At 56.2% G+C, this 21,152-nt stretch carries 19 protein-coding genes; 15 read left to right on the top strand and 4 right to left on the bottom strand.

Features of this window, described 5'->3' with window-relative positions; all coding sequences use genetic code 11:
• The first annotated feature begins 51 nt into the window (after window positions 1-51).
• The 4 genes from BN1139_RS17115 (at window position 52) to BN1139_RS17100 (ending at window position 7,105) form a co-directional block, all read left to right on the top strand.
• A complete protein-coding gene (locus BN1139_RS17115; RefSeq protein ID WP_005351919.1) occupies window positions 52-273 on the top strand; it encodes a DUF2835 family protein in 222 nt (73 codons plus the stop codon).
• A gap of 278 nt (window positions 274-551) precedes the next feature.
• Entirely contained in the window at window positions 552-5,390 is a 4,839-nt protein-coding gene (locus BN1139_RS17110) for an NAD-glutamate dehydrogenase (protein ID WP_005351918.1), read from the top strand.
• Between the two features lie 77 nt (window positions 5,391-5,467).
• Window positions 5,468-6,478: a quinone-dependent dihydroorotate dehydrogenase gene (gene pyrD, locus BN1139_RS17105; protein ID WP_005351917.1), complete on the top strand. Its 1,011-nt coding sequence runs from the start codon at window positions 5,468-5,470 to the stop codon at window positions 6,476-6,478.
• A gap of 90 nt (window positions 6,479-6,568) precedes the next feature.
• Window positions 6,569-7,105 carry a cell division protein ZapC gene (locus tag BN1139_RS17100; protein WP_005351916.1) on the top strand — a complete coding sequence of 179 codons (537 nt, stop codon included), beginning with the start codon at window positions 6,569-6,571 and terminating at the stop codon, window positions 7,103-7,105.
• Here the strand turns inward: BN1139_RS17100 and BN1139_RS17095 are convergent.
• Window positions 7,093-7,329, bottom strand: a complete 237-nt coding sequence (locus BN1139_RS17095; protein ID WP_041202701.1) for a hypothetical protein — start codon at window positions 7,327-7,329, stop codon at window positions 7,093-7,095. The two genes, BN1139_RS17100 and BN1139_RS17095, sit on opposite strands and share 13 nt — an antisense overlap.
• Before the next feature lie 156 nt (window positions 7,330-7,485).
• Here BN1139_RS17095 and BN1139_RS17090 point away from each other — a divergent pair, with 156 nt between their 5' ends.
• The 6 genes from BN1139_RS17090 to rmf all read left to right on the top strand — a co-directional run bounded on the left by BN1139_RS17090 (window position 7,486) and on the right by rmf (window position 12,766).
• Complete coding sequence (locus tag BN1139_RS17090) at window positions 7,486-7,749, top strand: type B 50S ribosomal protein L31 (protein WP_005336598.1); 264 nt, start codon at window positions 7,486-7,488, stop codon at window positions 7,747-7,749.
• Window positions 7,750-7,875 (top strand): type B 50S ribosomal protein L36, encoded by a 126-nt coding sequence (gene ykgO / locus BN1139_RS21130; protein ID WP_005336596.1) that lies wholly within the window; start codon window positions 7,750-7,752, stop codon window positions 7,873-7,875. It abuts the gene before it with no gap.
• 140 nt (window positions 7,876-8,015) lie between these two features.
• The gene (gene rlmKL / locus BN1139_RS17085; RefSeq protein WP_005351914.1) at window positions 8,016-10,211 is read left to right on the top strand and encodes a bifunctional 23S rRNA (guanine(2069)-N(7))-methyltransferase RlmK/23S rRNA (guanine(2445)-N(2))-methyltransferase RlmL; all 2,196 of its coding nucleotides are present in this window, start codon (window positions 8,016-8,018) and stop codon (window positions 10,209-10,211) included.
• Window positions 10,211-10,441, top strand: coding sequence for a glutaredoxin family protein (locus BN1139_RS17080; protein ID WP_005351911.1), 231 nt, complete (start codon window positions 10,211-10,213; stop codon window positions 10,439-10,441). The genes rlmKL and BN1139_RS17080 overlap by 1 nt, the downstream gene beginning before the upstream one ends.
• Window positions 10,442-10,514: 73 nt before the next feature.
• Window positions 10,515-12,428: an ATP-binding cassette ATPase Uup gene (gene uup, locus BN1139_RS17075; protein ID WP_005351910.1), complete on the top strand. Its 1,914-nt coding sequence runs from the start codon at window positions 10,515-10,517 to the stop codon at window positions 12,426-12,428.
• Between the two features lie 158 nt (window positions 12,429-12,586).
• Complete coding sequence (rmf, locus tag BN1139_RS21125) at window positions 12,587-12,766, top strand: ribosome modulation factor (RefSeq protein WP_005315693.1); 180 nt, start codon at window positions 12,587-12,589, stop codon at window positions 12,764-12,766.
• An 84-nt stretch (window positions 12,767-12,850) separates the two neighbouring features.
• Here the strand turns inward: rmf and fabA are convergent, their stop codons facing one another.
• The 3 genes from fabA to BN1139_RS17060 all read right to left on the bottom strand — a co-directional run bounded on the left by fabA (window position 12,851) and on the right by BN1139_RS17060 (window position 15,907).
• On the bottom strand, window positions 12,851-13,411 hold the full coding sequence (gene fabA / locus BN1139_RS17070) for a 3-hydroxyacyl-[acyl-carrier-protein] dehydratase FabA (protein ID WP_005336586.1): 561 nt from the start codon (window positions 13,409-13,411) through the stop codon (window positions 12,851-12,853).
• A 77-nt stretch (window positions 13,412-13,488) separates the two neighbouring features.
• Window positions 13,489-15,465 (bottom strand): Lon protease family protein, encoded by a 1,977-nt coding sequence (locus BN1139_RS17065; protein ID WP_005351909.1) that lies wholly within the window; start codon window positions 15,463-15,465, stop codon window positions 13,489-13,491.
• 49 nt (window positions 15,466-15,514) lie between these two features.
• Entirely contained in the window at window positions 15,515-15,907 is a 393-nt protein-coding gene (locus BN1139_RS17060; protein ID WP_041980771.1) for a DUF3693 domain-containing protein, read from the bottom strand.
• Between the two features lie 126 nt (window positions 15,908-16,033).
• Here BN1139_RS17060 and BN1139_RS17055 point away from each other — a divergent pair, with 126 nt between their 5' ends.
• The 5 genes from BN1139_RS17055 (at window position 16,034) to BN1139_RS17030 (ending at window position 21,143) form a co-directional block, all read left to right on the top strand.
• Entirely contained in the window at window positions 16,034-16,405 is a 372-nt protein-coding gene (locus tag BN1139_RS17055) for a hypothetical protein (protein WP_041980770.1), read from the top strand.
• Window positions 16,402-18,579 (top strand): replication endonuclease, encoded by a 2,178-nt coding sequence (locus BN1139_RS21120; protein WP_080767409.1) that lies wholly within the window; start codon window positions 16,402-16,404, stop codon window positions 18,577-18,579. The genes BN1139_RS17055 and BN1139_RS21120 overlap by 4 nt, the downstream gene beginning before the upstream one ends.
• A gap of 42 nt (window positions 18,580-18,621) precedes the next feature.
• Window positions 18,622-18,933 carry a hypothetical protein gene (locus tag BN1139_RS17045; RefSeq protein WP_033138657.1) on the top strand — a complete coding sequence of 104 codons (312 nt, stop codon included), beginning with the start codon at window positions 18,622-18,624 and terminating at the stop codon, window positions 18,931-18,933.
• 256 nt (window positions 18,934-19,189) lie between these two features.
• The gene (locus BN1139_RS17035; protein ID WP_041980768.1) at window positions 19,190-19,429 is read left to right on the top strand and encodes a hypothetical protein; all 240 of its coding nucleotides are present in this window, start codon (window positions 19,190-19,192) and stop codon (window positions 19,427-19,429) included.
• A 106-nt stretch (window positions 19,430-19,535) separates the two neighbouring features.
• On the top strand, window positions 19,536-21,143 hold the full coding sequence (locus tag BN1139_RS17030) for a hypothetical protein (RefSeq protein ID WP_041980767.1): 1,608 nt from the start codon (window positions 19,536-19,538) through the stop codon (window positions 21,141-21,143).
• Window positions 21,144-21,152: the final 9 nt, after the last annotated feature.

The raw sequence follows: 21,152 nt of genomic DNA, 5'->3' as shown, positions 1-21,152 counted from the left end.
GTTAATGCGCCTGCCCCTATCGTGTGATTTGTCGTGTGATCAGGAGCAAGCGTGAAGCAGTTTACTTTTCGGCTCTCATTGAATAGCGATGAGGTGATGCTGATGTATCAGGGCCATGCCAGACGGCTGGTGGTGCGCAGCGAACAGGGATTGACCCTGGAACTTGGCATAGAAAAAATACGGCCCTTTGTCGCCATCAATGGTGTGCATGGCTATTTTCGGCTCAAAACCCAGGACGATTACCGCTTTATCAGTCTCGAACGCATAAATTAACAAAAATCGAACAGATTACCGACTGTTTATCTGCTTTGCGTCACTATCTATCCGGTAAACTGGTACAAAGGTAGTGGGAATTTCTGTATTTTTGGTTATTTGCAAAATTTCTCACAGTTTAAGCCGTGATCTGCACCTTGTTTTTAACATCTCGTTAGCACCTTTCCTCGCCTTCCCTTATCCAAGCCATTACACTTCGCAACAACTCTGCACCAGCGGGTAACCAGGGTGGTTGCCTCTGCGTCGGTGGTTAATGTCGTCCGATAAGGAATATAAAAATGGCATTGAAAGACGCCCCTACCTCAGTTCTGCTCGAAAACGTTCTCAGCCTGATCCATCAGAAGTTGCCCAAAAACAGCGCCTCTCTGGTCGAGCGCTTCGTTGCCAAGTTCTACGGCAACATGGCGAGCTCCGACCTGCACGATCGCAATGACAGCGATCTCTACGGCGCGGCCCTGAGCCTTTGGAATGCCCTCAATCAGCGCAGCGGTACCGATCCCTACATCCGGGTCTACAATCCCGAGCTAACCCGTCACGGCTGGCAATCGCCCCATACCATCGTCGAGGTGATCCTGCAGGACTCGCCCTTCCTGGTGGACTCCATCCGGATGGCGCTCAAGCGACTCAATATCACTGCCCACATGATGCTGCACCAACCGCTGCACCTCATTCGTGGTGCGGATGGCAAGATTGACGCCATTCTGGCGCTCGACAACACCGACGGGCAGACCTCGGTTGAAACGGCCTTCCTTATCGAGATCGATCACCTCACCAGCGAGGAGCAGATGGCCGCGCTGGCTACCGAGCTCAACTCGGTGGCCGGTGAAGTGGCGCTGGCAGTGGGCGACTGGCAGCCCATGCTGGCCAAGCTCAATGAGATCATCGACGAACTGCCCAAGCGCAAGCACCCGGTCAGCAAGGAGGAGGTGGCCTCCTGCGTTGCCTTCCTCAAATGGGTGGCAGCCCACAACTTCACCCTGATGGGGTATCGCCGCTACGACGTCAAAGCGGTGGAGGGGGATCACGAGATCCTGCCGCAGGCCAACTCCAGCCTGGGGCTGATGAAGAACTCAATCAAGGAGGTGGGCCAGCGCCTTGGCAACATGCCAGCCAGCGCCCGTCACGCCGCTCTGAGTTCTGACCTGCTGATCCTCACCAAATCCAACAGCAAGTCCCGGGTGCACCGTCCGGCTTATGTGGATTACATCGGCATCAAGCGCTTTGACGAGCATGGCAAGGTGATCGGGGAAGATCGCTTCATCGGCCTCTACGCCTCTTCCATCTACAACACCAGCGCGACCCAGATCCCGCTCATCAGCCATCGTCTCGAGCGCATCATGGCCGCCTCCGGTCATGAGAAGGGCTCCCACGCCTACAAGGCGCTGCTGAACGTGCTGGAAACCTATCCCCGTGACGAGCTGATCCAGGCCCGCGAAGAGGAGCTGTTGGCCACCGGTCTTGGGGTGCTGGAGATGCAGGAGCGGGACATGCTGCGACTGTTCGTGCGCCGCGATGTCTATGGTCGCTTCTTCTCCTGCATGGTCTATGTCACCAAGGAGCGCTACAACACGGCGCTGCGGATCAAGACCCAGCAAATTTTGCAGAAGTATTTTGGCAGCAATGAAGAGGTGGAGTTTAACGTTTACTTCACCGAAGGCGTGCTGGCGCGGACCCACTACATAGTGCGGGTCAACAACAACAACGTGGACGTGGATGTGAACGAAGTACAGAACAACCTGATTGAAGCGGCCCGCAGCTGGGACGACAGACTCGACTCCGTGCTGCTTTCCCACTATGGCGAGGCCCGTGGCAACGAGCTGCGCCGCCGTTTCAGTACCGCCTTCCCCCGTGCTTACAAGGAAGATGTGCTGCCTGGCTCTGCCGTGGCCGACATCATGGCGCTCGATAACCTGAGCGAAGCCGAGCCGCTGGGTATGCTGTTCTACCGCGCCCAGGAGGAAGAGAACGACCGTCGGGTTCGGCTCAAGCTGTTCCACCGCACCGAGCCCATTCACCTCTCCGATGTGCTGCCGATGCTGGAGAACATGGGGCTGCGGGTGATCGGCGAGACCCCGTATCAGGTTCGCACTCCGGGTGGCGATCTGTTCTGGATCCTCGACTTCTCCATGCTGCTGCATGGCGAGCAGCCCTTTGATCTGGCCCAGAGCCAGCAGCGCTTCCAGCAGGCGTTTGCTGCCATCTGGAACAAGCAGCTGGAAGATGACGGCTTCAACCGGCTGGTATTGGGGGCGGGACTTACCGGCCGTCAGGTGTCGGTGCTGCGCGCCTATGCCAAATACATGCGCCAGACCGGCGTCTCCTTCAGCCAGTCCTATATCGAAGAGACCCTGACCCGTTACCCTGATATCGCCCAGCTGCTGTTTACCCTGTTCGAGCAGCGCCTCGACCCGGCCGGCAAGCAGGATGCCAAAGCAGAAGCCAAGTTGCACGAGGAGCTTGCCACCAAGCTGGATCAGGTGGCTAATCTGGACGACGATCGCATCATTCGCCGCTATGTGGAGATGATCGATGCCACCCTGCGCACCAACTACTACCAGCTGGACAAGGCGGGCAACATCAAGCCCTATATCTCCTTCAAACTGGCGCCGTCCAGCATCACCGATATGCCGCTACCGCTGCCCAAGTTCGAGATTTTTGTCTATTCGCCGCGAGTGGAAGGGGTACATCTGCGCTGGGGTAAAGTGGCTCGTGGCGGTCTGCGCTGGTCCGATCGCAAGGAGGACTTCCGTACAGAAGTGCTGGGTCTGGTGAAAGCCCAGCAGGTGAAGAACACCGTCATCGTGCCGGTGGGGGCCAAGGGCGGTTTCTACTGCAAACAGATGCCGATGGGGGCAACCCGCGCCGTCATTCAGGAGGAGGGAAAGGCCTGTTATCGCCTGTTTATTCGCGGCCTGCTCGATGTGACTGACAACATCATCGGCGGCGAGGTGATCCCGCCGACATCCGTGGTGCGTCACGACGAGGATGACTACTACCTGGTGGTCGCCGCCGACAAGGGCACGGCGACCTTCTCCGACATCGCCAACGAAATAAGCCTCGAGTACGGCCACTGGCTCGGCGATGCGTTCGCCTCCGGCGGCTCGGTCGGTTACGACCACAAGAAGATGGGCATCACCGCCCGCGGTGCCTGGGAGTCGGTCAAACGGCATTTTCGTGAAATTGGCGTCAACTGCCAGACCACCGACTTCACTTGCGTGGGGATTGGGGACATGGCCGGCGACGTGTTCGGCAACGGCATGCTGCTCTCCGAGCACACCCGGCTGGTGGGCGCGTTCAACCACATGCACATCTTCGTTGACCCGACCCCGGATGCGGCCAAGAGCTTTGTCGAGCGCCAGCGGCTGTTCGATCTACCGGGTTCCAGCTGGGATGACTACAACCGCGAGCTGATATCACAAGGGGGCGGCATCTTCCTGCGCTCGGCCAAGTCCATCAAGCTGAGCCCCGAGATGCAGACACTGCTCGGCACCGACAAGGCCAGCATGGCGCCGAACGAGCTGATCAAGGCGCTGCTTTGCCTCAATGTCGACCTGCTGTGGAACGGCGGTATCGGCACCTATGTGAAGAGCGCTCGCGAGAGCGATGGGGAAGTGGGCGATCGCAGCAACGACGCACTGCGGGTCAATGGTCGCGATTTGCGGGCCCGCATCGTGGGCGAGGGGGGGAACCTTGGCTTCACCCAGCTCGGTCGGGTGGAGTACGCCAGTCAGGGCGGTCGCATCAATACCGATTTTACCGACAACGTGGGCGGGGTGGATTGCTCCGACAACGAGGTGAACATCAAGATCCTGCTCAACCAATTGGTGGCGGCAGGGGATCTGACACTCAAGCAGCGCAACCAGATGCTGTATGAGATGACCGACGATGTGGCGCAGATCGTGATCACCAACGCCTATCGCCAGTCCCAGTCTATCTCGGTCACCAGCTTCCGCGGCTCTGAACAACTGAAAGAGCAGCAGCGCTTTATTCAGGGACTGGAGCGGGAAGGCAAGCTCGATCGTGCGTTGGAGTTCCTGCCATCCGATGAGGAGCTTTCCGAGCGGATGGCGGCAGGGCAGGGACTGACCCGCCCCGAACTGGCGGTGCTGGTGGCTTACGGCAAGATGGTGCTGAAAGAGCAGCTGAACTGCCCGGAAGTGACCGACGAGCCCTTCCTCGCCAACATGCTGGTCACCAGCTTCCCGACCAAGGTGCAGCAGCAGTTTGGTGCCCAGCTGGCCGATCACCCGCTACGCGGCGAGATCATCGCTACCCGTGTGGCCAACATGTTGGTCAATGACATGGGGCTCAACTTCGCCAGCCGGATGAAGGACGAGACCGGTGCCTCGGTCGCCGAAGTGGCCTGCTGCTTTGCCATGGCCCGCGAAGTGTTTGGTATGAACCAGCTGTGGCGTGATATCGAAGGGTGCGACAACCTGGTTGATGCCCAGACTCAGCTCGAGCTGATGTTCTACAGCCGCCGCATTGTGCGCCGAGCCACCCGCTGGTTCCTGCGTGCCCGTAATCGCAGCTGGAGTATCAGCGAGAACATCGCCTTCTTCCGTCCGGCGTTCGAGACCTTAGGGAAGCACCTCTACGAGGTGATGGATGAGAGCGAAGTGGCCGAGCATCGTCAGGCTGTTGCCAAGTGGATGGAGAAACAGGTGCCGGAGGCCATTGCCCGTCAGGTCGCCCATATGAGCAGCCTCTTCTCCAGCCTGGATCTGGCGCAGATTGCCGCGGAGCACAAGACCGATATCCTGCGCGCCGCCAATGTTTACTATCGCCTCGGAGCCAAACTGGATCTGCACTGGTTCCTCGACCAGATTAACCATCAGCCGGTCGGCAACCACTGGCAGGCGATGGCGCGTGCCTCCTTCCGCGAAGATCTTGACTGGCAGCAACGCAGTCTCACTTCTGTGGTACTGGAAGGGTGCAAAGATCAGGGAGAATGCGCTACCATACTGGCCGACTGGATTTCGGAGCATGAGCAACTCTTGTCCCGTTGGACCCACATGTTGGCCGACTTCAAGACCACCAGTACCCACGAGTTCGCCAAGTTCTCGGTGGCCTTGCGAGAGTTGAACCTGCTCCAGTTGAATTGTCGGGCACTTTAATTGCCAGATTAAGGCATGACACCGACATTACACCTAAAGCCCCGGCCAGTTGCCGGGGCTTTCTTTAAGGAGCAAAGATGTTGTACCCCATCGCCAGGCATTTCCTGTTCAAACTCAATCCGGAACAGGCTCACGATCTCTCCATGAAATATTTGCCCCGCCTTCTCGGTACGCCACTCGATTGTTTCTTCCGCCAGAATTTGCCGAAACGCCCCGTCACTGTCATGGGGCTTTCTTTTGCCAATCCGGTGGGATTGGCGGCCGGTCTGGATAAAGATGGTGAGTGCATTGACGCGCTGGGCGCCATGGGATTTGGTTTTATCGAAGTCGGTACCGTCACCCCCAGACCCCAAAGCGGCAATGACAAGCCCCGTCTGTTCCGGGTTATTCCGGCAGAGGGGATCATCAACCGGATGGGGTTCAACAACAAGGGGGTTGATCATCTGGTGGCCAAGGTAAAAGAGGCCAAATATCAGGGGGTCATCGGCATTAATATCGGCAAGAACAAAGACACTCCCATCGAACAGGGAAAAGATGATTACCTGATCTGCATGGACAAGGTTTATGATCATGCCGGTTATATTGCCGTCAATATCTCTTCCCCCAACACCCCGGGTTTGCGTTCACTGCAATATGGCGAGGCGCTGGATGAATTGCTGGCCGCCCTCAAGGTGCGTCAGCAAGAGCTGGCCGCCCAATATAAAAAGTATGTGCCGCTGGCGGTTAAAATTGCCCCGGATTTAAGCCTTGAAGAAATAGATCAGGTGGCCGCTTCGCTGGTACGGAATGGTATTGATGGGGTTATCGCCACCAATACCACCCTCGAGCGCGAGATGATTTATGACATGCCCCACGCCGGTGAAGCGGGTGGCCTGAGTGGTCGTCCGCTGCAGCACAAGAGTACCGAGGTGATCCGTCATCTGGCCAAGGCGCTCAATGGTGTTCTGCCAATTATCGGTGTAGGTGGTATTGATAGTGCCATGGCCGCCCGTGAAAAATTGGCCGCCGGTGCCAGTCTGGTACAAATTTATAGCGGCTTTATTTATAAAGGGCCGGGGTTGGTCAAAGAGATTGTGACCAATATTTAAGAAATAGATGGCGGAGCCCTTTATTTGACGTTGCTGATTTTCTGCATATGGAATAAAGTCAACTGGTAATTATCAAGTAAGGGCTCCAACATGTTTATCCAACCGACCGATAGCTGGCAATGGCACTATGATGCCCAGAGTGACCGTCTGATGTTGGACCTGTCTGATAACATGTTATTTGCGACCGAGTATAAAGGGCGGCAATTGGTGCCCAGCTCGTTTGCGACCCAACCTTTTTGTGTCGATGATGCCGCCCTCTATTATCAGTTGATGGATAAAGCAGCCGAACTTGAGTGGAGTATTCCGCATCAGGTTCAGTTGGTGCTTAATGCCATCGCGGTCAGTCGCTTTTATAAACCTTTGATGCCGCAAAGCTGGTTTTTTAGTGAACAGCATCCGCAAGTGATCCCGCAAAACGGTGATCTTGTCCTGATGAATACACCCCATGGCAACGGCGAATTTATGGTCATTGAGGCAGGGGATCAGGCTAGCGTCTGTTTGAACCTCACTGCCGATCTGGTATTGACCACCAGTAAAAACTTGCCGCGTTTCGGGGTGATCAAAGTGATGAATAACCGGATGAAACCGCGTATTACCGTGACCGAGCAATATCGTCAGGTCAGTTGATATATTTTCATCAATCTTTTTATCTCTGTGATTACACTGCTGCTTGTTTTTACTGTTGTCATCTCAATCGCGCCTCGTTTCTGATACTTCATTGATCCGCGAACATCTTGTCCATTCTGATTGATCTTCATGGTTGTGATCCAGCCTCTCCTGAGGCTTTTTACATCCGCTTGCACCTTGTGTTCTGACCCACGCAGTATCTTGGTCTTCCGTGCTGCAAGCATGGTGTCTCCCTCTTGTTTCGTTCTGCTTGTGTAGTGCCTTCACCCCAGTATCAACACATCACTCACAGCAGCGATTTTCTACATACGACATTTTATGCTTGAAACGAGAGCTATTCTCAACTACATTTTGTTATAACATAACAAAATGTAGTTGCTATGAAGCCTCATATTCATCCTGATTATCGTTTGGTGCTGTTCCATGACACGGCAGCAGATGCCTTTTTCCTGGTCGGTTCAACCATCAAGAGCGATCGCCGCTATACGTGGCAAGACGGGAAGGAGTATCCCTATGTGTCGCTCGATGTTTCCAGCCAGTCGCACTCGTTCTATACCGGCAAGCAGAAGCAGGTATCGAGTGAGGGGAGTGTGGCCCGTTTCAACAAGCGCTTTGGCGCATTTTCAAGTAAGAAGGAGTCCTGAATGCAGGTTGTCTGTTCACTCAAATCCGCACGGGCGCGTCATCCCGATTGTCAGTTGGTGCGTCGTCGGGGAAAATTGTTCGTGATTTGCAAAAGCAATCCCCGTTTCAAGGCTCGTATGAAGTGATCCGCTAAATGAGGTCTGGCCCCATGATCCCGCCATCAGGTGATCATGGGGTCTTTTACCTTTATCGCCCCCTATCAATCTGTTTCCATCCTGCTGTTTGCGCCGACTTTTGCATGCTCCAGTCCGCCTGATGAGGTATAATGCGGCACTATTTTTATGGGTTCCCCGTGAGCGTGATGAAAGAATTTTTTGCAACCTGCCCCAAGGGGCTGGAAAACCTGTTGGCCGATGAGCTGACCAATCTTGGCGCAGAGCAGGTCCGTGAGACCGTGGCTGGCGTCCACTTCAAAGGCGAACTGGCGATTGGCTACAAGGCCTGCCTGTGGAGCCGTTTTGCCTCCCGCATCGTGCTGGTGCTCTCCGAATTCCAGATGAACGACGATCTGGATCTCTATCTGGGCGCCCACACAATCCCCTGGGAAGAGCACTTCTCCGGTACCTCTACCATCGCGGTGGACTTTACCGGTACCAACCCTGCCATTCGCAATACCCAATATGGCGCGCTGAAGATCAAGGATGCCATCGTTGACCGCTTCACCAAGCGCGGTCACGTGCGTCCGGACGTGGACAAAAAGTCGCCGGATATCCGCATCATGGCGCACCTGGGCAAAGGCAAGGCCAATATCACGCTGGACTTGTCAGGCCCGGCGCTGCACCAGCGTTTCTATCGTCAGGGCACCGGTGAGGCGCCCCTCAAAGAGAACCTGGCCTGCGCCATGATTGCCCGTAGCGGCTGGGCCGGTGAGCCCATGATGGACCCCATGTGCGGTTCAGGTACCTTGCTGATTGAAGCGGCCTTTATCGCCGCCGACATGGCACCGGCGCTGCGCCGCGAGCGCTTCGGTTTCGATCGCTGGCTGCAGCACGATAGCGAGCTATGGCAGAGCTTGATGATGGAAGCACAAGTGCGTGCCAAACGCGGCATGCAGCGTTGCGAAGTAAAACTGTTTGGTTGTGATGCCGACCAGCGCGTGCTGCTCAAAGCCCGTGATAACGCCAAAGCGGCCGGTGTGGCCCACCTCATCACCTTCAAGCAGGCCGACGTCACCAAGCTGGAAAACCCGCTGCCGATGCCTGCCCCTGTTGAAGGGGAAGAAGGTCAAGGGGAGGCCCGCCAGGTCGGTATGCTGATCTCCAACCCGCCTTATGGCGAGCGTCTTGGCGAATTTCCGGCGCTGCTGGAAGTGCATCAGGCCCTCGGCGATGCCCTGCGTCGCAGCTTCCAGGGTTGGAAAGTCTCCATTCTTTCCGCATCGCCCGAGCTGCTCAGCTGTCTGCGCCTGCGCGCCGACAAGCAATATCGCCTGTTCAACGGCGCCCTCGAGTGTCAGCTGCGTAACTACCAGATCGCACTGGACTCCGTGGCTTCCCAAAAAGAGGTGGCACAGGACTTTGCAAACCGTCTGCGCAAGAATCTGAAAACCCTCGAGAAATGGGCCAACAAAGAGGGCATCGATTGCTATCGCATCTACGATGCCGACTTGCCGGAATACAACGCCGCCATCGACCGCTATCAGGACTATCTGGTGGTGCAGGAGTATGCCGCGCCCAAGGACATCCCCGCCCAGAAGACCCGTCAGCGTCTGCTTGACATGGTTCAGGCCGCCATCAAGGTGACCGGCATGGATGGCGAGAAGGTGATCCTGAAGGTGCGTGAGCGTCAGGAGGGCAAACAGCAATATCAGAAGCTCTCCGAAGAGCAGCACCGGATGGAAGTGCAGGAGTACGGCGCCCGTCTGTGGGTCAACCTCTATGACTATCTGGATACCGGCCTGTTCCTCGACCACCGTCAGACTCGCCGTATGCTGGGCCAGATGGCCAAGGGCAAGCGCTTCCTGAACCTGTTTGCCTACACCGGCAGTGCCACCGTGCACGCGGGTCTTGGCGGTGCCAGCGAGACCACCACGGTGGACATGTCCCACACCTACCTGAACTGGGCGCAGGACAACATGCGTCTCAACTCGCTGGTGGGCCGTCAGCACAAGTTTGTGCAGGCAGATTGCCTGAAGTGGTTGTCTGAAGCCGATGAGCAGTACGACCTCATCTTCATCGATCCGCCCACCTTCTCCAACTCCAAGCGGATGGACGAGAGCTTCGACGTACAGCGCGATCACCTGTTGCTGATGCAGCATCTGAAGCGTCTGCTGGCGGCAGACGGCACTCTGGTCTTCTCCAACAACAAGCGTCACTTCAAGATGGATCTGGCCGGTCTCGAGGCCACTGGTCTCAAGGCCCAGAACATCACCCAGAAGACGCGACCGAAGGATTTCGAACGTAACCAGCACATCCACAACTGCTGGATCATCACCCATGCGCCTGAGCAAGGCGAGGCGTGATGCTGACCCTGTTTCATACCGACGGTTGCCACCTGTGCGAGCAGGCCTGGGCGCTGGTGGAGGAGGCTGGTCTTGCCACCGCCACCCGCCAGTGCGACATCATGGATGATGAGCAGTGGCTTGCCGCCTATCGGGTGCGCATTCCGGTGCTGCGTGACGAAGCAGGCCGCGAGCTCGGTTGGCCCTTCACACTGGCCGAGCTAAAAAGCTGGGCCGCCTGTCAGGGGTGAGAGTGATTTGACGATAAAACGGGGGCAGACCCAGTCTGCTGCCCGTTTTTTTCATATGAAATAAGGAACACACATGGCTCTTTTAACATTGCACGGCGCATGTCTGTCGTTCAGTGATTTCCCGCTGCTCGACAATGCCGAATTGACCATCGAGCGGGGCGAGCGCCTCTGTCTGGTTGGCCGCAACGGGGCGGGCAAGTCCACCCTGATGAAGGTCATTGCCAGCGAATTGCCGCTGGACGACGGGCGTCTGGTGCTGCAACAAGATTTGAAAGTGACCCGCCTTGAGCAGGATCCGCCTGCTTCCAGCGAGCTGACGGTGTTTGACTATGCCGCCGAAGGGCTGGCAGGGGTGGGGGAACTGCTCAAACAGTATCACCATATCTCCATGGAGCTGGCGAGCGATCCGTCAGACGCCAACATTCGCAAGATGAGCGAGTTGCAAGAGCAGCTCGACTATCAGAACGGTTGGCAGTTCGAGACCCGCATCAGTCAGGTGTTGACCCTGCTGGGGCTGGCTCCCGATGTGACCCTCGACAGCCTCTCCGGCGGCTGGCTGCGAAAAGTGGCGCTGGCCCGTGCGCTGGCTTGCGATCCCGACTTGTTGCTGCTCGATGAGCCGACCAACCACCTGGACATCGAAGCCATCAACTGGCTGGAAGATTTCCTCAAGGATTTTCGCGGCGCCATCGTCTTTATCTCTCACGATCGGGAGTTCATCCACAAGCTGGCGACCCGGATCATCGATCTCGATCGCGGCGCCATCACCTCCTGGCCGGGTAACTACGACGAGTATCTGCAGGGGAAAGAGGAGTGGCTGCGGGTCGAAGAGCTGAAAAATGCCGAGTTCGACCGCAAACTGGCCCAGGAAGAGGTGTGGGTGCGTCAGGGTATCAAGGCTCGCCGTACCCGTAACGAAGGTCGGGTGCGCGCCCTTGAGGCAATGCGCATGGAGCGCAGCCAGCGCCGCGAGCTGCAGGGCAAGGCCAAGCTGCAACTGGACGAGGTCAATCGCTCCGGCAAGCTGGTGTTCGAGACTGAAGGGCTGGGGCTGGACTTTGGCGATCGCACCCTGTTCAAGGGGCTCGATCTGCAAGTGCTGCGCGGCGACAAAATTGCGCTGGTCGGCCCCAATGGCTGCGGCAAATCGACCCTGATCAAGCTGTTGCTGGGTCAGCTTGAGCCAACCCGTGGCACCGTCAAGGGGGGCACCAATCTGGAGGTGGCCTACTTCGATCAGTACCGCGAGCAGCTCGATCCCGAGCAGACCGTGGTGGACAACGTCGGGGAGGGCAAGCAGGAGGTGATGGTGCGCGGCCGCTCCCGTCACATTCTTGGTTACCTGCAGGACTTCCTGTTCGAGCCCAAGCGGGCCCGTACGCCGGTCAAGGCGCTCTCCGGTGGCGAGAAGAACCGGCTGCTGCTGGCCAAGCTGTTCCTCAAGCCGAGCAACCTGCTGATCCTCGATGAACCGACCAACGATCTGGATGTGGAAACCCTGGAGCTGCTGGAAGAGCTGCTTTCCGACTACCCCGGCACCCTGCTGCTGGTCAGTCACGATCGTCGCTTCATCGACAACACAGTGACCGGCTGCTGGCTGTTTGAAGGGGATGGCCGCATAAGCGATTACGTGGGTGGTTACGCCGACATGATGGCGACCCGCGAACAGCAGAACGCTCAACAACAGGCCAAGAGTGCACCGGTCAAGGCGCCCGAGCCGGTCGTTGCCGCCGTGCCAGAAGCGCCGAAGAAAAGCAAGAAGCTCTCCTACAAGCTGCAGCTTGAACTGGAAGGGTTGCCTGCTCGTCTTGAGCAGCTGGAAGCCGAGCTGGATGCGCTGCAAAGCGAGATCAACCAGCCAGGGTTCTTCTCGCTGCCGGCAGATAAAACCCAGCCGAAACTGGATGCGCTCAATGCCGCTGAAGCCGCGCTGGAACAGGCATTTGCTCGCTGGGAAGAGCTGGAAGGACTCAAAAATCAGGAGTAAGTTCCCTGTAATTAAAACTTAATCCAGTTCAGTGCCTTGTGTCACATAGCCCGGTTAGGGTGGAAGTTTTTGTTTGACCCAGTGCGCTCGCAGGAGTAAAGATGAAAGCGACCGATGCAGAATTGGTCGCTTTTTTTGTTCCACGAAGAGGGTCGTAGATGATGAAGAGACAGAAGCGGGACCGTCTGGAAAGAGCTCGTGCTCGTGGTTATCAGGCTGGCGTGGTCGGCAAACAGAAAGAAGCGTGTCCGTATCAATGCCTGGATGCCCGAGGGCATTGGCTTGGTGGTTGGCGTGACGCCATGGAAGGGCGGGGCTCAGGCCTCTTCATGAAGTAGCAGGTACTTCATCACTCATTACAAAAGGAAAGGGGCCGTTGTGGCCCCTTTGCGTTAGTGCTGTTTTACCACCAATCAGAGAGATCAGAATGCGGTGGTATCTTTGAACAGGCCCACTTTCAGGTCGGTGGCGCTGTAGATCGGACGGCCGTCAACTTCGACCACACCATCAGCAATTCCCATCACCAGCTTGCGGTTGATGACGCGCTTGAAGGTGATCTTGTAGGTCACTTTCTTGGCGGTCGGCAGGATCTGGCCGGTGAATTTCACTTCACCTACGCCCAGAGCACGACCCTTGCCGGGGCCACCTTTCCAGCCAAGGAAGAAGCCAACCAGCTGCCACATGGCGTCCAGACCGAGACAGCCAGGCATCACAGGATCACCTGGGAAGTGGCAATCGAAGAACCAGAGATCCGGAGTAATGTCGAGCTCAGCCAGGATCTCGCCCTTGCCGTGTTCGCCGCCGTTGTCATTGATCTTGACGATGCGGTCCATCATCAACATGTTGGGGGCAGGCAGCTGACTGTTACCCTCACCAAACAGTTCGCCACGGCTGCAAGCCAGCAGCTCTTCACGGGTAAAAGAGTTCTTGCCCTGTTCGCACAGGGAAAGGCGGGCTTCCATGGTGGTATTGTCTACGGTCACGCGGTATTTCCTTCAAATGGGTCAAAGCCGGGCCAATTTAGCTTACAGTTGTTCGCTAAACAACTCCGATCACTTCATCAGCGGCCAAACAGGCGCCCCAGCAGGGATTGCAGCAGTCCGACTTTGGCAGTGGAGCCGTTCAACTCGTCCAACCGCTCCTGAATACGGCCAAACAGGGTATCGGGCATATCAGGCTCACCGGCGACACAGCCAGTCAGCAACTCGATGGCCTCTTCCACATGATCCACCGGGTGGATGTGGAACTGGCCCGCTTCAACCGCTGCAATCACCTCGTCAGAGAGGTTCAGCTGCTGGATGTTGGTGCCCGGTAAAATAATCCCTTGCTTGCCGGTGATGCCGTGGATTTTGCACACCCGGAAGAAGCCTTCAATCTTCTCGTTGACGCCACCCACGGCCTGCACATTGCCAAACTGATCGACCGCACCGGTCACGGCGAAGTGCTGATAGATAGGCTGGCGGGCGAGGGCAGAGAGCAGGGCACACAAGCCGGTCAGTGAGGCACTGTCGCCATCAATTTCGTGGTAAGACTGCTCGAACACCAGATTCGCCGACAGGGGGGAGGGGTTCTCTGCACCAAATTTGTTGGAGAGATAGCCGTGGATAATCATCATCGCCTTGGCGTGGATATGACCGGCCAGCTCCGCTTTGCGCTCGATATCCGCCACATCGCCATCACCCAGGTGTACGGTCGCGGTGAGGCGCACCGGCTCACCGAAGTCATAAGGGTGACCAGAGACCTGAATGACCGACAGGCCGTTGATCTGGCCAATCTCTTCGCCATCGGTTTGCAGCAGGATCTGACCGTCGATAACCCCCTGATCTGACTGCTCAACCAGATAGTTGAGGCGGTAATCCTGCTCCTCCAGTGCGCCACGGATATGCTCGTCGGTGACCACCTCTGCTCCCAGCTCCCGAGCCAGACTGTCAGCCATCCGCATGATGGCGGAGAGTTGCACTTCGGAGAGCGACAGCCACTCCTGATGGTCACAGAGGCGGCTGGCATGACGACAAAGGGCGGCGAGGGCGGCTGGCGTGAAGTCCAGCAGGCTCCAGCGCTGGCGCAGCCAGGCCAGGTACTGCAGAAATTCCTGCAGATCCTCTTCAATATTCACTTCGGAGACCAGATCCGCGCGCAGGAAGATGCGTTCGGACATATCCCGATCCAGCATCTGGAACTCGGCCACGTCGAGTCGGTCACCCACCAGGATCAACTTGAGCTTGATGGGGGTCGCTTCGGGTGCGAAGAAGGGAGTCAGGGTTTTCCCTTCCTGATAGGCGTTCCAGTCCAGCTCGCCTTTTTGCATGGCATTTTTCAGTTTGAACCAGAGATGCGGCTGATCCAGCAGCTCATCCAGTTGCAAAATGAGGTAACCGCCGTTGGCTTCGCGCAGCAAGCCAGGCTCCAAAAGGTGCTGATTGGCATAGACAGAGCCTTGTTCGGTCTGGTAGTTGATGGAGCCAAACAAGGTATCCCAGTTGAGATCACGGCCATAAATCACCGGCGCTTCCTGCGCTTCGTGGTGGATCAGCAGGTTGATCAGAATGGGGTGCTGGAACTCCAGACCCAATGCCACGTGAGCTGCCAAATCGGAGAGGAAATCATCGATTTTCGGATCATTGTTCTGCTTGCGCATGATGCGGGTCACGATGCGTTCGGCATCGAGATGGTGGCTCAACAGCTTGAGCAGCTCGCCAACCATTTCGCAAAACTCGACGCCGGTGCCCGGTTGCAGGCGCAGCCAGATAGGCTTGTAGGGGTTGTTCAGATTCTCGGTGTAGCAGAGATCAAACAGGTCACCGTCCTTGCCATTGGAGTCGGCAATCAACGTTTGGCAAACGCCTTCGTAATCTGCACCGGGAAACCCGTTGAGCAGCATGACCGGACAGTCACCATCAAAACTGGCAAGACGTTTGATGCCGGAAATGGCTCTGGGTTGCAGCGCAGCAAAGGGGATAGGTTCAAGCTCGCTAAGCTTGGGGAACTGTTCAATCGCAAAAGCGGGTTTTAATTGTTCTGATGTTAATTCAGCCACTTAAGACATCCGGTCGAAGATAGGATCAATTGTTGCCATTATACACAGTTCAATTAGTGGTGACAGGAAACAAGATACGAGATTTAACATAATATACATTATGCGCAGTCACAGAAGGCTCTGAATCAAGACTTCCCATCATCACGCAAGCCACGGCCAGAGCGGCCCCCGTGCTTGCGCAATACTTTTTTAGGATGTCATACCAAGTAGCCCGCATCTCTGGGGTCTTGGCTCTGACAGCGTTCAGGGAAATTATTACTTCCAAGGGATCCAGCCCCGCGCCAACCGCAAGAATTTTTGCAGTCTCATCAGTGAATTGCGCTCTTCCTTTGTTTATACCTGCGATGTATGCACTGCTAAAACCGAGGTCTTGGCACACTTGCGCGTAACTGGTGTAGTTTTTGGCCCTCATGTAGGCCTCCATCAGCGTTTTAGAGTCCATTTTTCCATCCTCATGTGTTTGTCAAACAAATCTTACCACAGCAATTCTGCTCACATTCCATACGTTGTAATAAGTTAGCGTCTCACATATAAATCACTCGAACTTACCACTTAGTGAGCGAGTGCCATGGAAGCGCAGACCCTACAGCAACAAGTACCGGTTTACCACGTGTGCCAACAGTGTAACGGCGCAGGCTGTCAGGCTTGCTCTGACCTTTTGATCCTCGACGGTGATATCCAGCTCGACCCCGAGTGGGTAGACGAACTGCCCGAGCCATCGCCGATAAATGGGGTTATCGGCGTCAATGCCGCTTGGAAACCTGCCTATGAGTACATTGTCGTTTGGAAAGAAGACGGCAAGCCGTACAACAAGTGCTTTACGAATGAGGCTGATTCACTGGCTCATTTTGAGGCCCTTATCGGTCGCGCTTCAAGCCTGTACATGGTTTATCCAGATGGCCAGTCCCGCTTTGCTGATCTCGTTGGTGCCAGCAAATGATCACCTCCCGCAACGGCACTCTTGGCTCTTCCATGACATTCACCTCCTACGCCGCCCAGCGCAGCCTTGACGGCTCCCGTTCTGCGGTTGCCGCCAAGCGTAGTCGCTCCCCTTCCCTCGCTGGCCTCAAGGGTGAAGATTATCTGATGGCCCTTCGCAGCTCTCCGGCCTACATGGCCATGCTGCGCGAACAGTGGGCACAAGAGAATGATGTGCAACTTGATGTTGCAAACAAGTGGTGGAAACCGCAAGTCGAGGAACCTGCTCCGGTGCTGCGTTCCTCCCCTACCCCGTTCAGCCCCGAGGCTCAAGCGGACAAATTCGCGGCCCTGCCGATTGGTGGTGCCGAAGATGCCAAACTGCGGGAGCGCGTAATCCTGCGTCACCCTGCTTGCACTGGGTGGTTCACACATGTCTATCAATCGCGTAATGCGTTACTGGGTGTCCAAGCTGCTAATGAGTCCATACGTCAACTCGATAGCGCTCTTTCTGTTAGGGGCGAACTTGGCGAGTTTCGTTTTTCTGCTGATGACGAATCTGTTGATATCTTTGCAACCCGATTTGCCGAGTACGTGGGCCGCCTGGCTGCTACTCGGGCTGATTTCATTGCCCTGCGCCTTACTATTGGATTGGCTCATGAGTATGGCCTTTCACCTGTGGCTAAGCCCACACCTGACCAAGAGCGAGATCCTTATCCTACCCTCAATCGCTGGTCTGCTATGGATTGGGTACGTCGCCGCATTCGTTCTGTTGCTGCTAAGCGCCTCTATGACGTTTCCAGAGGGTATGCCTTGGTCAGCGCAAGAATGGCAGCCTATACAACGGATCTTTCAGTTGCTCGCCGGGCTTTCCGTCGTGCTCGCAATGATGAAACCTTGTCTGCGCTTGTGGCGCACAATGCGAAGGATGTATTCGACGCGGTAAGCATGAAAGACGCCGTAGACGCCAGCGTCAGCAACCCCAAGAACCGTCGGGCCGAGCTGATGACCCGCTTGTCCGGCTTCGAGCAGTGCGCCAAAGAGCAACGTCATGTTGCAATCTTCCTCACCTTTACGTGTCCCAGCCGTTTCCACTCGGTTCACCGCAATGGCCAGCAGAACCAGAAATGGATCGAGGCGGGCCGCCCGTCCGTGCGTGACGCCCAAGCATGGCTGACCAACTGCTGGAACAACATTCGCAAACGCGCCGGAGAGGCTGAAATCAAGCCGTACGGCTTCCGGTTCGCCGAACCTCACCACGATGGTACGCCCCACTGGCACGCTGTCCTGTTCATGACAACCCAGCAGGCCAAACAGTACATCGCTATCTGCCGCGCCCAGATGCTGGCTGACTCCGGTAATGAGCCAGGCGCCAAGCAGCATCGCTTCAAAGTGGTCTTCATCGACCCGCGCAAGGGTTCCGCCGTGGGCTACTGCTCCAAGTACGTGGCTAAGAATATCGACGGCTTCGCTGTTGGCCTCGACCACGAAGCCGGAAAACGAGCCAAGGCCGTTGACACTGCCGCCCGCGTTGACGCGTGGAAATCCGATAACCGTATCCGCCAGTTCCAACAGATTGGCGGTCCCTCAGTCACTGCATGGCGCGAGTTCCGCACCATCCGCGACGAACTCGATATGGAAGACCCTATGTTCCAACAACTCACCAAAGAGCAGCACTTCGCGCTCGAAAACGTCCGCAAAGCCGCTGACGCGGGAGACTGGGCCGCGTTCTGTTGCGCCATGGGCGGCGTTCAAGTTCGTCGCAACGACCAGACCGTGCGCGTTCACTACGGCATCCCTGAGACCATGAAGCTGCTCTGTGACGAGGACGGCGTTGCCCTCCATACCCCGCGCAGCAAGACCCAGTACGGCGACGATGCGCCTGCCCGCGCCATGGGGTTGATGTACGCGAACATTTTCATGCTCACCCGCGCCAAAGAATGGCTTGTGACCTCCAAGGAGAAATGGGAAGCGGCCTGCCGGAAGACCATGGAAGGCGTTCGCGACCAGTTCGAGGTTATGCGCGACGAGAAGGCTTACGCCTACATGGAATACGAAGAGTATGAGGCCCTCCGCCAGATGGCCATTTGTGATTACCAGTCCCGCGCATGGCTCCTGTTTTCCGACGACGAGCGCCTCGCGGGGCCCCCTCTGGGGTGCGAGCCGCCCGGCGGCGGCTTGGACCCGTGTCATTAACTGTCCTGTCTTTACCAAACCAAACAACCGGAGATAACGAATATGGAAATTGTAGGAACCATCCTCGATGCCGACGACATCGTGCTGAGTACCCGTAAGCGCAACGACATCGATGTGCAAATCGGTACTGTGAAATTCATGACCACCAAGCCCACCGCTGTCATCGAGTTCAGCCTGAGCGAGGAACAGGTCAAAGCCAACTATCACGTTGAGCTGGCCAACATGGTCGGCCGCAAGGTCAACCTGCAACTCGAATACGTGGACAACAGCTACGCGGGCAACGGCGGCTTGCACAAGACCTTCAACGGCTTCCGCCTGTTCGCCCTCCCCTCACCTGAGAAGAAGGGTAACTAATGCGCTGCGTCCAGGTAACGGCTGACGGCTTCTTGCAAGTCGCCAATGTGGCGCTTGACCAGTGCCAAGGCGCGTATCTGGTCGAGCAACATGACATAGCATCCATGGCTGCTTGGCTCGACCCTGCAACCGTGGGCTATGGGACTTTGGGGGCCATCATGGCCGCCTCTTTCACAGGGGTTATCTCTGTTTACTACGCCTCATGGGCATGGGACAGACTGGCCTCAATTACTGGTATGAGATGAAGGAATATCACATGAAAAACATGATCCGTAATGCCCCGAAAATGACCATCATCGCCTCCATGCTGCTGGCCGCTGGCGTTGCCAATGCTGCTGGTGAAGGTGGTTTTGATGTATCCGGTGTTCAAACTGTGGTGCTGGCCGCTGTTGCTGCCCTGCTCGGGTTCGTGGCCGCTGTTGGTCTGTCCAAGGCTGGTTTGGCGGCGGCCATCTGGGGCTGGCGTAAAATCCAGAGCCTGGCTGGCAGTAAGTAACACCATGTTGCAACCACAAGGGGCGGCCATCGCTGCCCCTTTTTCATTGGAGAGGACGCCATGATTTGGGCTCCCATAATGTTCATCACAGGGTTGGTGCTGGCATATGCGATCATATCGGGAAACAATTCGCGCCATTAACTGGCGCTGGATAACCAAGAAGACCCTCAAGGCATTGATGTACTGCATCAACCCGCTGAATTTCTTTAAGCTCATTCTCCGCCTGTTCAAGTGGGCCCTCTATATCGTGTTCGGCTCTATTGCGCTGGGAATGCTTACGCTGGCCATTGGCAATTATGCCCACGCGGCTGAATCTGTTCCGGCTCACAAGACTACGGATTATCGTGGGGTTTGTAGTATATCCTCTGGTCATTACACCAATGGAAAAACCATCGAAGAGTGCAAGGCGTATATTGTTTACGCTCTGGCGAATCTATATAGCCCTGCTGGAGCCCCGTATACCATTGGCGCAATTCAATCGGATACATCATCACAAATTAAGTGGACTGCCTGCGATAAGGATGGCGGCTGTTATTATTGGGGCGCTTTGACCAAGACTGGTGCTTTCACCTCGTATTCATGCCCGCCCCCAGGGCAACCAAAATTCACTATGGGGCCTAAAGTTGTAAACGGCGCAACTGTCTGTGAAAAGAAACCACTTCAGTGTTTGCTGGGCTCTGTCAAAGACACCAACGCAATAACAGGCAAAGAATTCTGCCGTCCGATATGTGAAGGCATCGCGGGTAATACCTATGGCACACCAGACGAGCCCGTCAGTTATTTCACAAGCAATTTTGGCTCAGTCAAAATTACCTGTTATGGGCAATGCTCTGTTAAGTCGGTAGGCGGTGCCATCAACCTTGGCTCAAACCCCAATGTCTGGTCGGGGGTCATTCAGTTCACAGGCGAGAACTGTCCCATACAGACCAACGGTGATGCAGAGGATTCATCATCTGCGGGTGTAGATACCCCAGTCACGCCCCCAGGCTCATCAGATTCAACCAATGACGCCCAGAACAACCTCGACGGCGCTGTTAGCGATGCCCTTGGTAACACCACCTCAGGCGCAACGGGCACGGCCACGCTTAACGATGTCGTCAACAAGATAGCCGAGACCAGCAACAAAGAGATCAAGGCGACCTCCGAGCAGAACGCCGCCATGGGTAAGGTCATTCAAGAGGTCGGCAAGGATATCCAGAAACAGATTTATGAGTCACAGCTCGCCAGTTCACAGGGCAGCGCAGGGGCCAGCATGGGCCAGATACAGACGGCCAACGCCATCAAGGATGGTAACGCCCAGCTCGGCACCAAGTTGGATGCCATCAAAGACGCCATTGAGAAGGGTGAAGAGGGAGAAGGCCAAGAGCCCCTCCCCCCGGGCGATACAAACATCAAGACCGACCCGAACTCGGTTAACCCCAATCCCAACGACTGGGGGCAACGTAACTACGGCACCGTGATGCAACATCATGTTACAGCCATGAATCAGTTGCCGCTGTTCTCGTCCATCGGTGACTTCTTCAAAGTCGATATGGGCGCGGGTACGTGTCCCCAGTTCAGTATCGATGTGCCGGAGATTGGCGGCGTAGGTGGTGGAAGTCTGGTGTTCGATGTGTTCTGTAATGCCGACCTGCAAAAGATATTCGAAATAATCGCGCTGTGCGTGAAGCTATTAGGGCTTTATGCCGCTTTTAGAATTGCCCTGCTGGACTAAGGATACAAT

It is taken from the genome of Aeromonas veronii bv. veronii (assembly GCF_000820225.1).
GTDB lineage: Bacteria > Pseudomonadota > Gammaproteobacteria > Enterobacterales > Aeromonadaceae > Aeromonas > Aeromonas veronii.
The sequence above is the reverse complement of the archived record's forward strand: the minus strand, read 5'-3'. Positions and strand labels throughout refer to the sequence as shown.

Coding starts and splice junctions, on each gene's coding strand:
- BN1139_RS17110 (WP_005351918.1), top strand. CDS start 552: ATGGCATTGAAAGACGCCCCTACCTCAGTTCTGCTCGAAAACGTTCTC.
- pyrD (WP_005351917.1), top strand. CDS start 5,468: ATGTTGTACCCCATCGCCAGGCATTTCCTGTTCAAACTCAATCCGGAA.
- BN1139_RS17100 (WP_005351916.1), top strand. CDS start 6,569: ATGTTTATCCAACCGACCGATAGCTGGCAATGGCACTATGATGCCCAG.
- BN1139_RS17095 (WP_041202701.1), bottom strand. CDS start 7,329: ATGCTTGCAGCACGGAAGACCAAGATACTGCGTGGGTCAGAACACAAG.
- BN1139_RS17090 (WP_005336598.1), top strand. CDS start 7,486: ATGAAGCCTCATATTCATCCTGATTATCGTTTGGTGCTGTTCCATGAC.
- ykgO (WP_005336596.1), top strand. CDS start 7,750: ATGCAGGTTGTCTGTTCACTCAAATCCGCACGGGCGCGTCATCCCGAT.
- rlmKL (WP_005351914.1), top strand. CDS start 8,016: ATGCGGCACTATTTTTATGGGTTCCCCGTGAGCGTGATGAAAGAATTT.
- BN1139_RS17080 (WP_005351911.1), top strand. CDS start 10,211: ATGCTGACCCTGTTTCATACCGACGGTTGCCACCTGTGCGAGCAGGCC.
- uup (WP_005351910.1), top strand. CDS start 10,515: ATGGCTCTTTTAACATTGCACGGCGCATGTCTGTCGTTCAGTGATTTC.
- rmf (WP_005315693.1), top strand. CDS start 12,587: ATGATGAAGAGACAGAAGCGGGACCGTCTGGAAAGAGCTCGTGCTCGT.
- BN1139_RS17060 (WP_041980771.1), bottom strand. CDS start 15,907: ATGGACTCTAAAACGCTGATGGAGGCCTACATGAGGGCCAAAAACTAC.
- BN1139_RS17055 (WP_041980770.1), top strand. CDS start 16,034: ATGGAAGCGCAGACCCTACAGCAACAAGTACCGGTTTACCACGTGTGC.
- BN1139_RS21120 (WP_080767409.1), top strand. CDS start 16,402: ATGATCACCTCCCGCAACGGCACTCTTGGCTCTTCCATGACATTCACC.
- BN1139_RS17045 (WP_033138657.1), top strand. CDS start 18,622: ATGGAAATTGTAGGAACCATCCTCGATGCCGACGACATCGTGCTGAGT.
- BN1139_RS17035 (WP_041980768.1), top strand. CDS start 19,190: ATGAAAAACATGATCCGTAATGCCCCGAAAATGACCATCATCGCCTCC.
- BN1139_RS17030 (WP_041980767.1), top strand. CDS start 19,536: ATGCGATCATATCGGGAAACAATTCGCGCCATTAACTGGCGCTGGATA.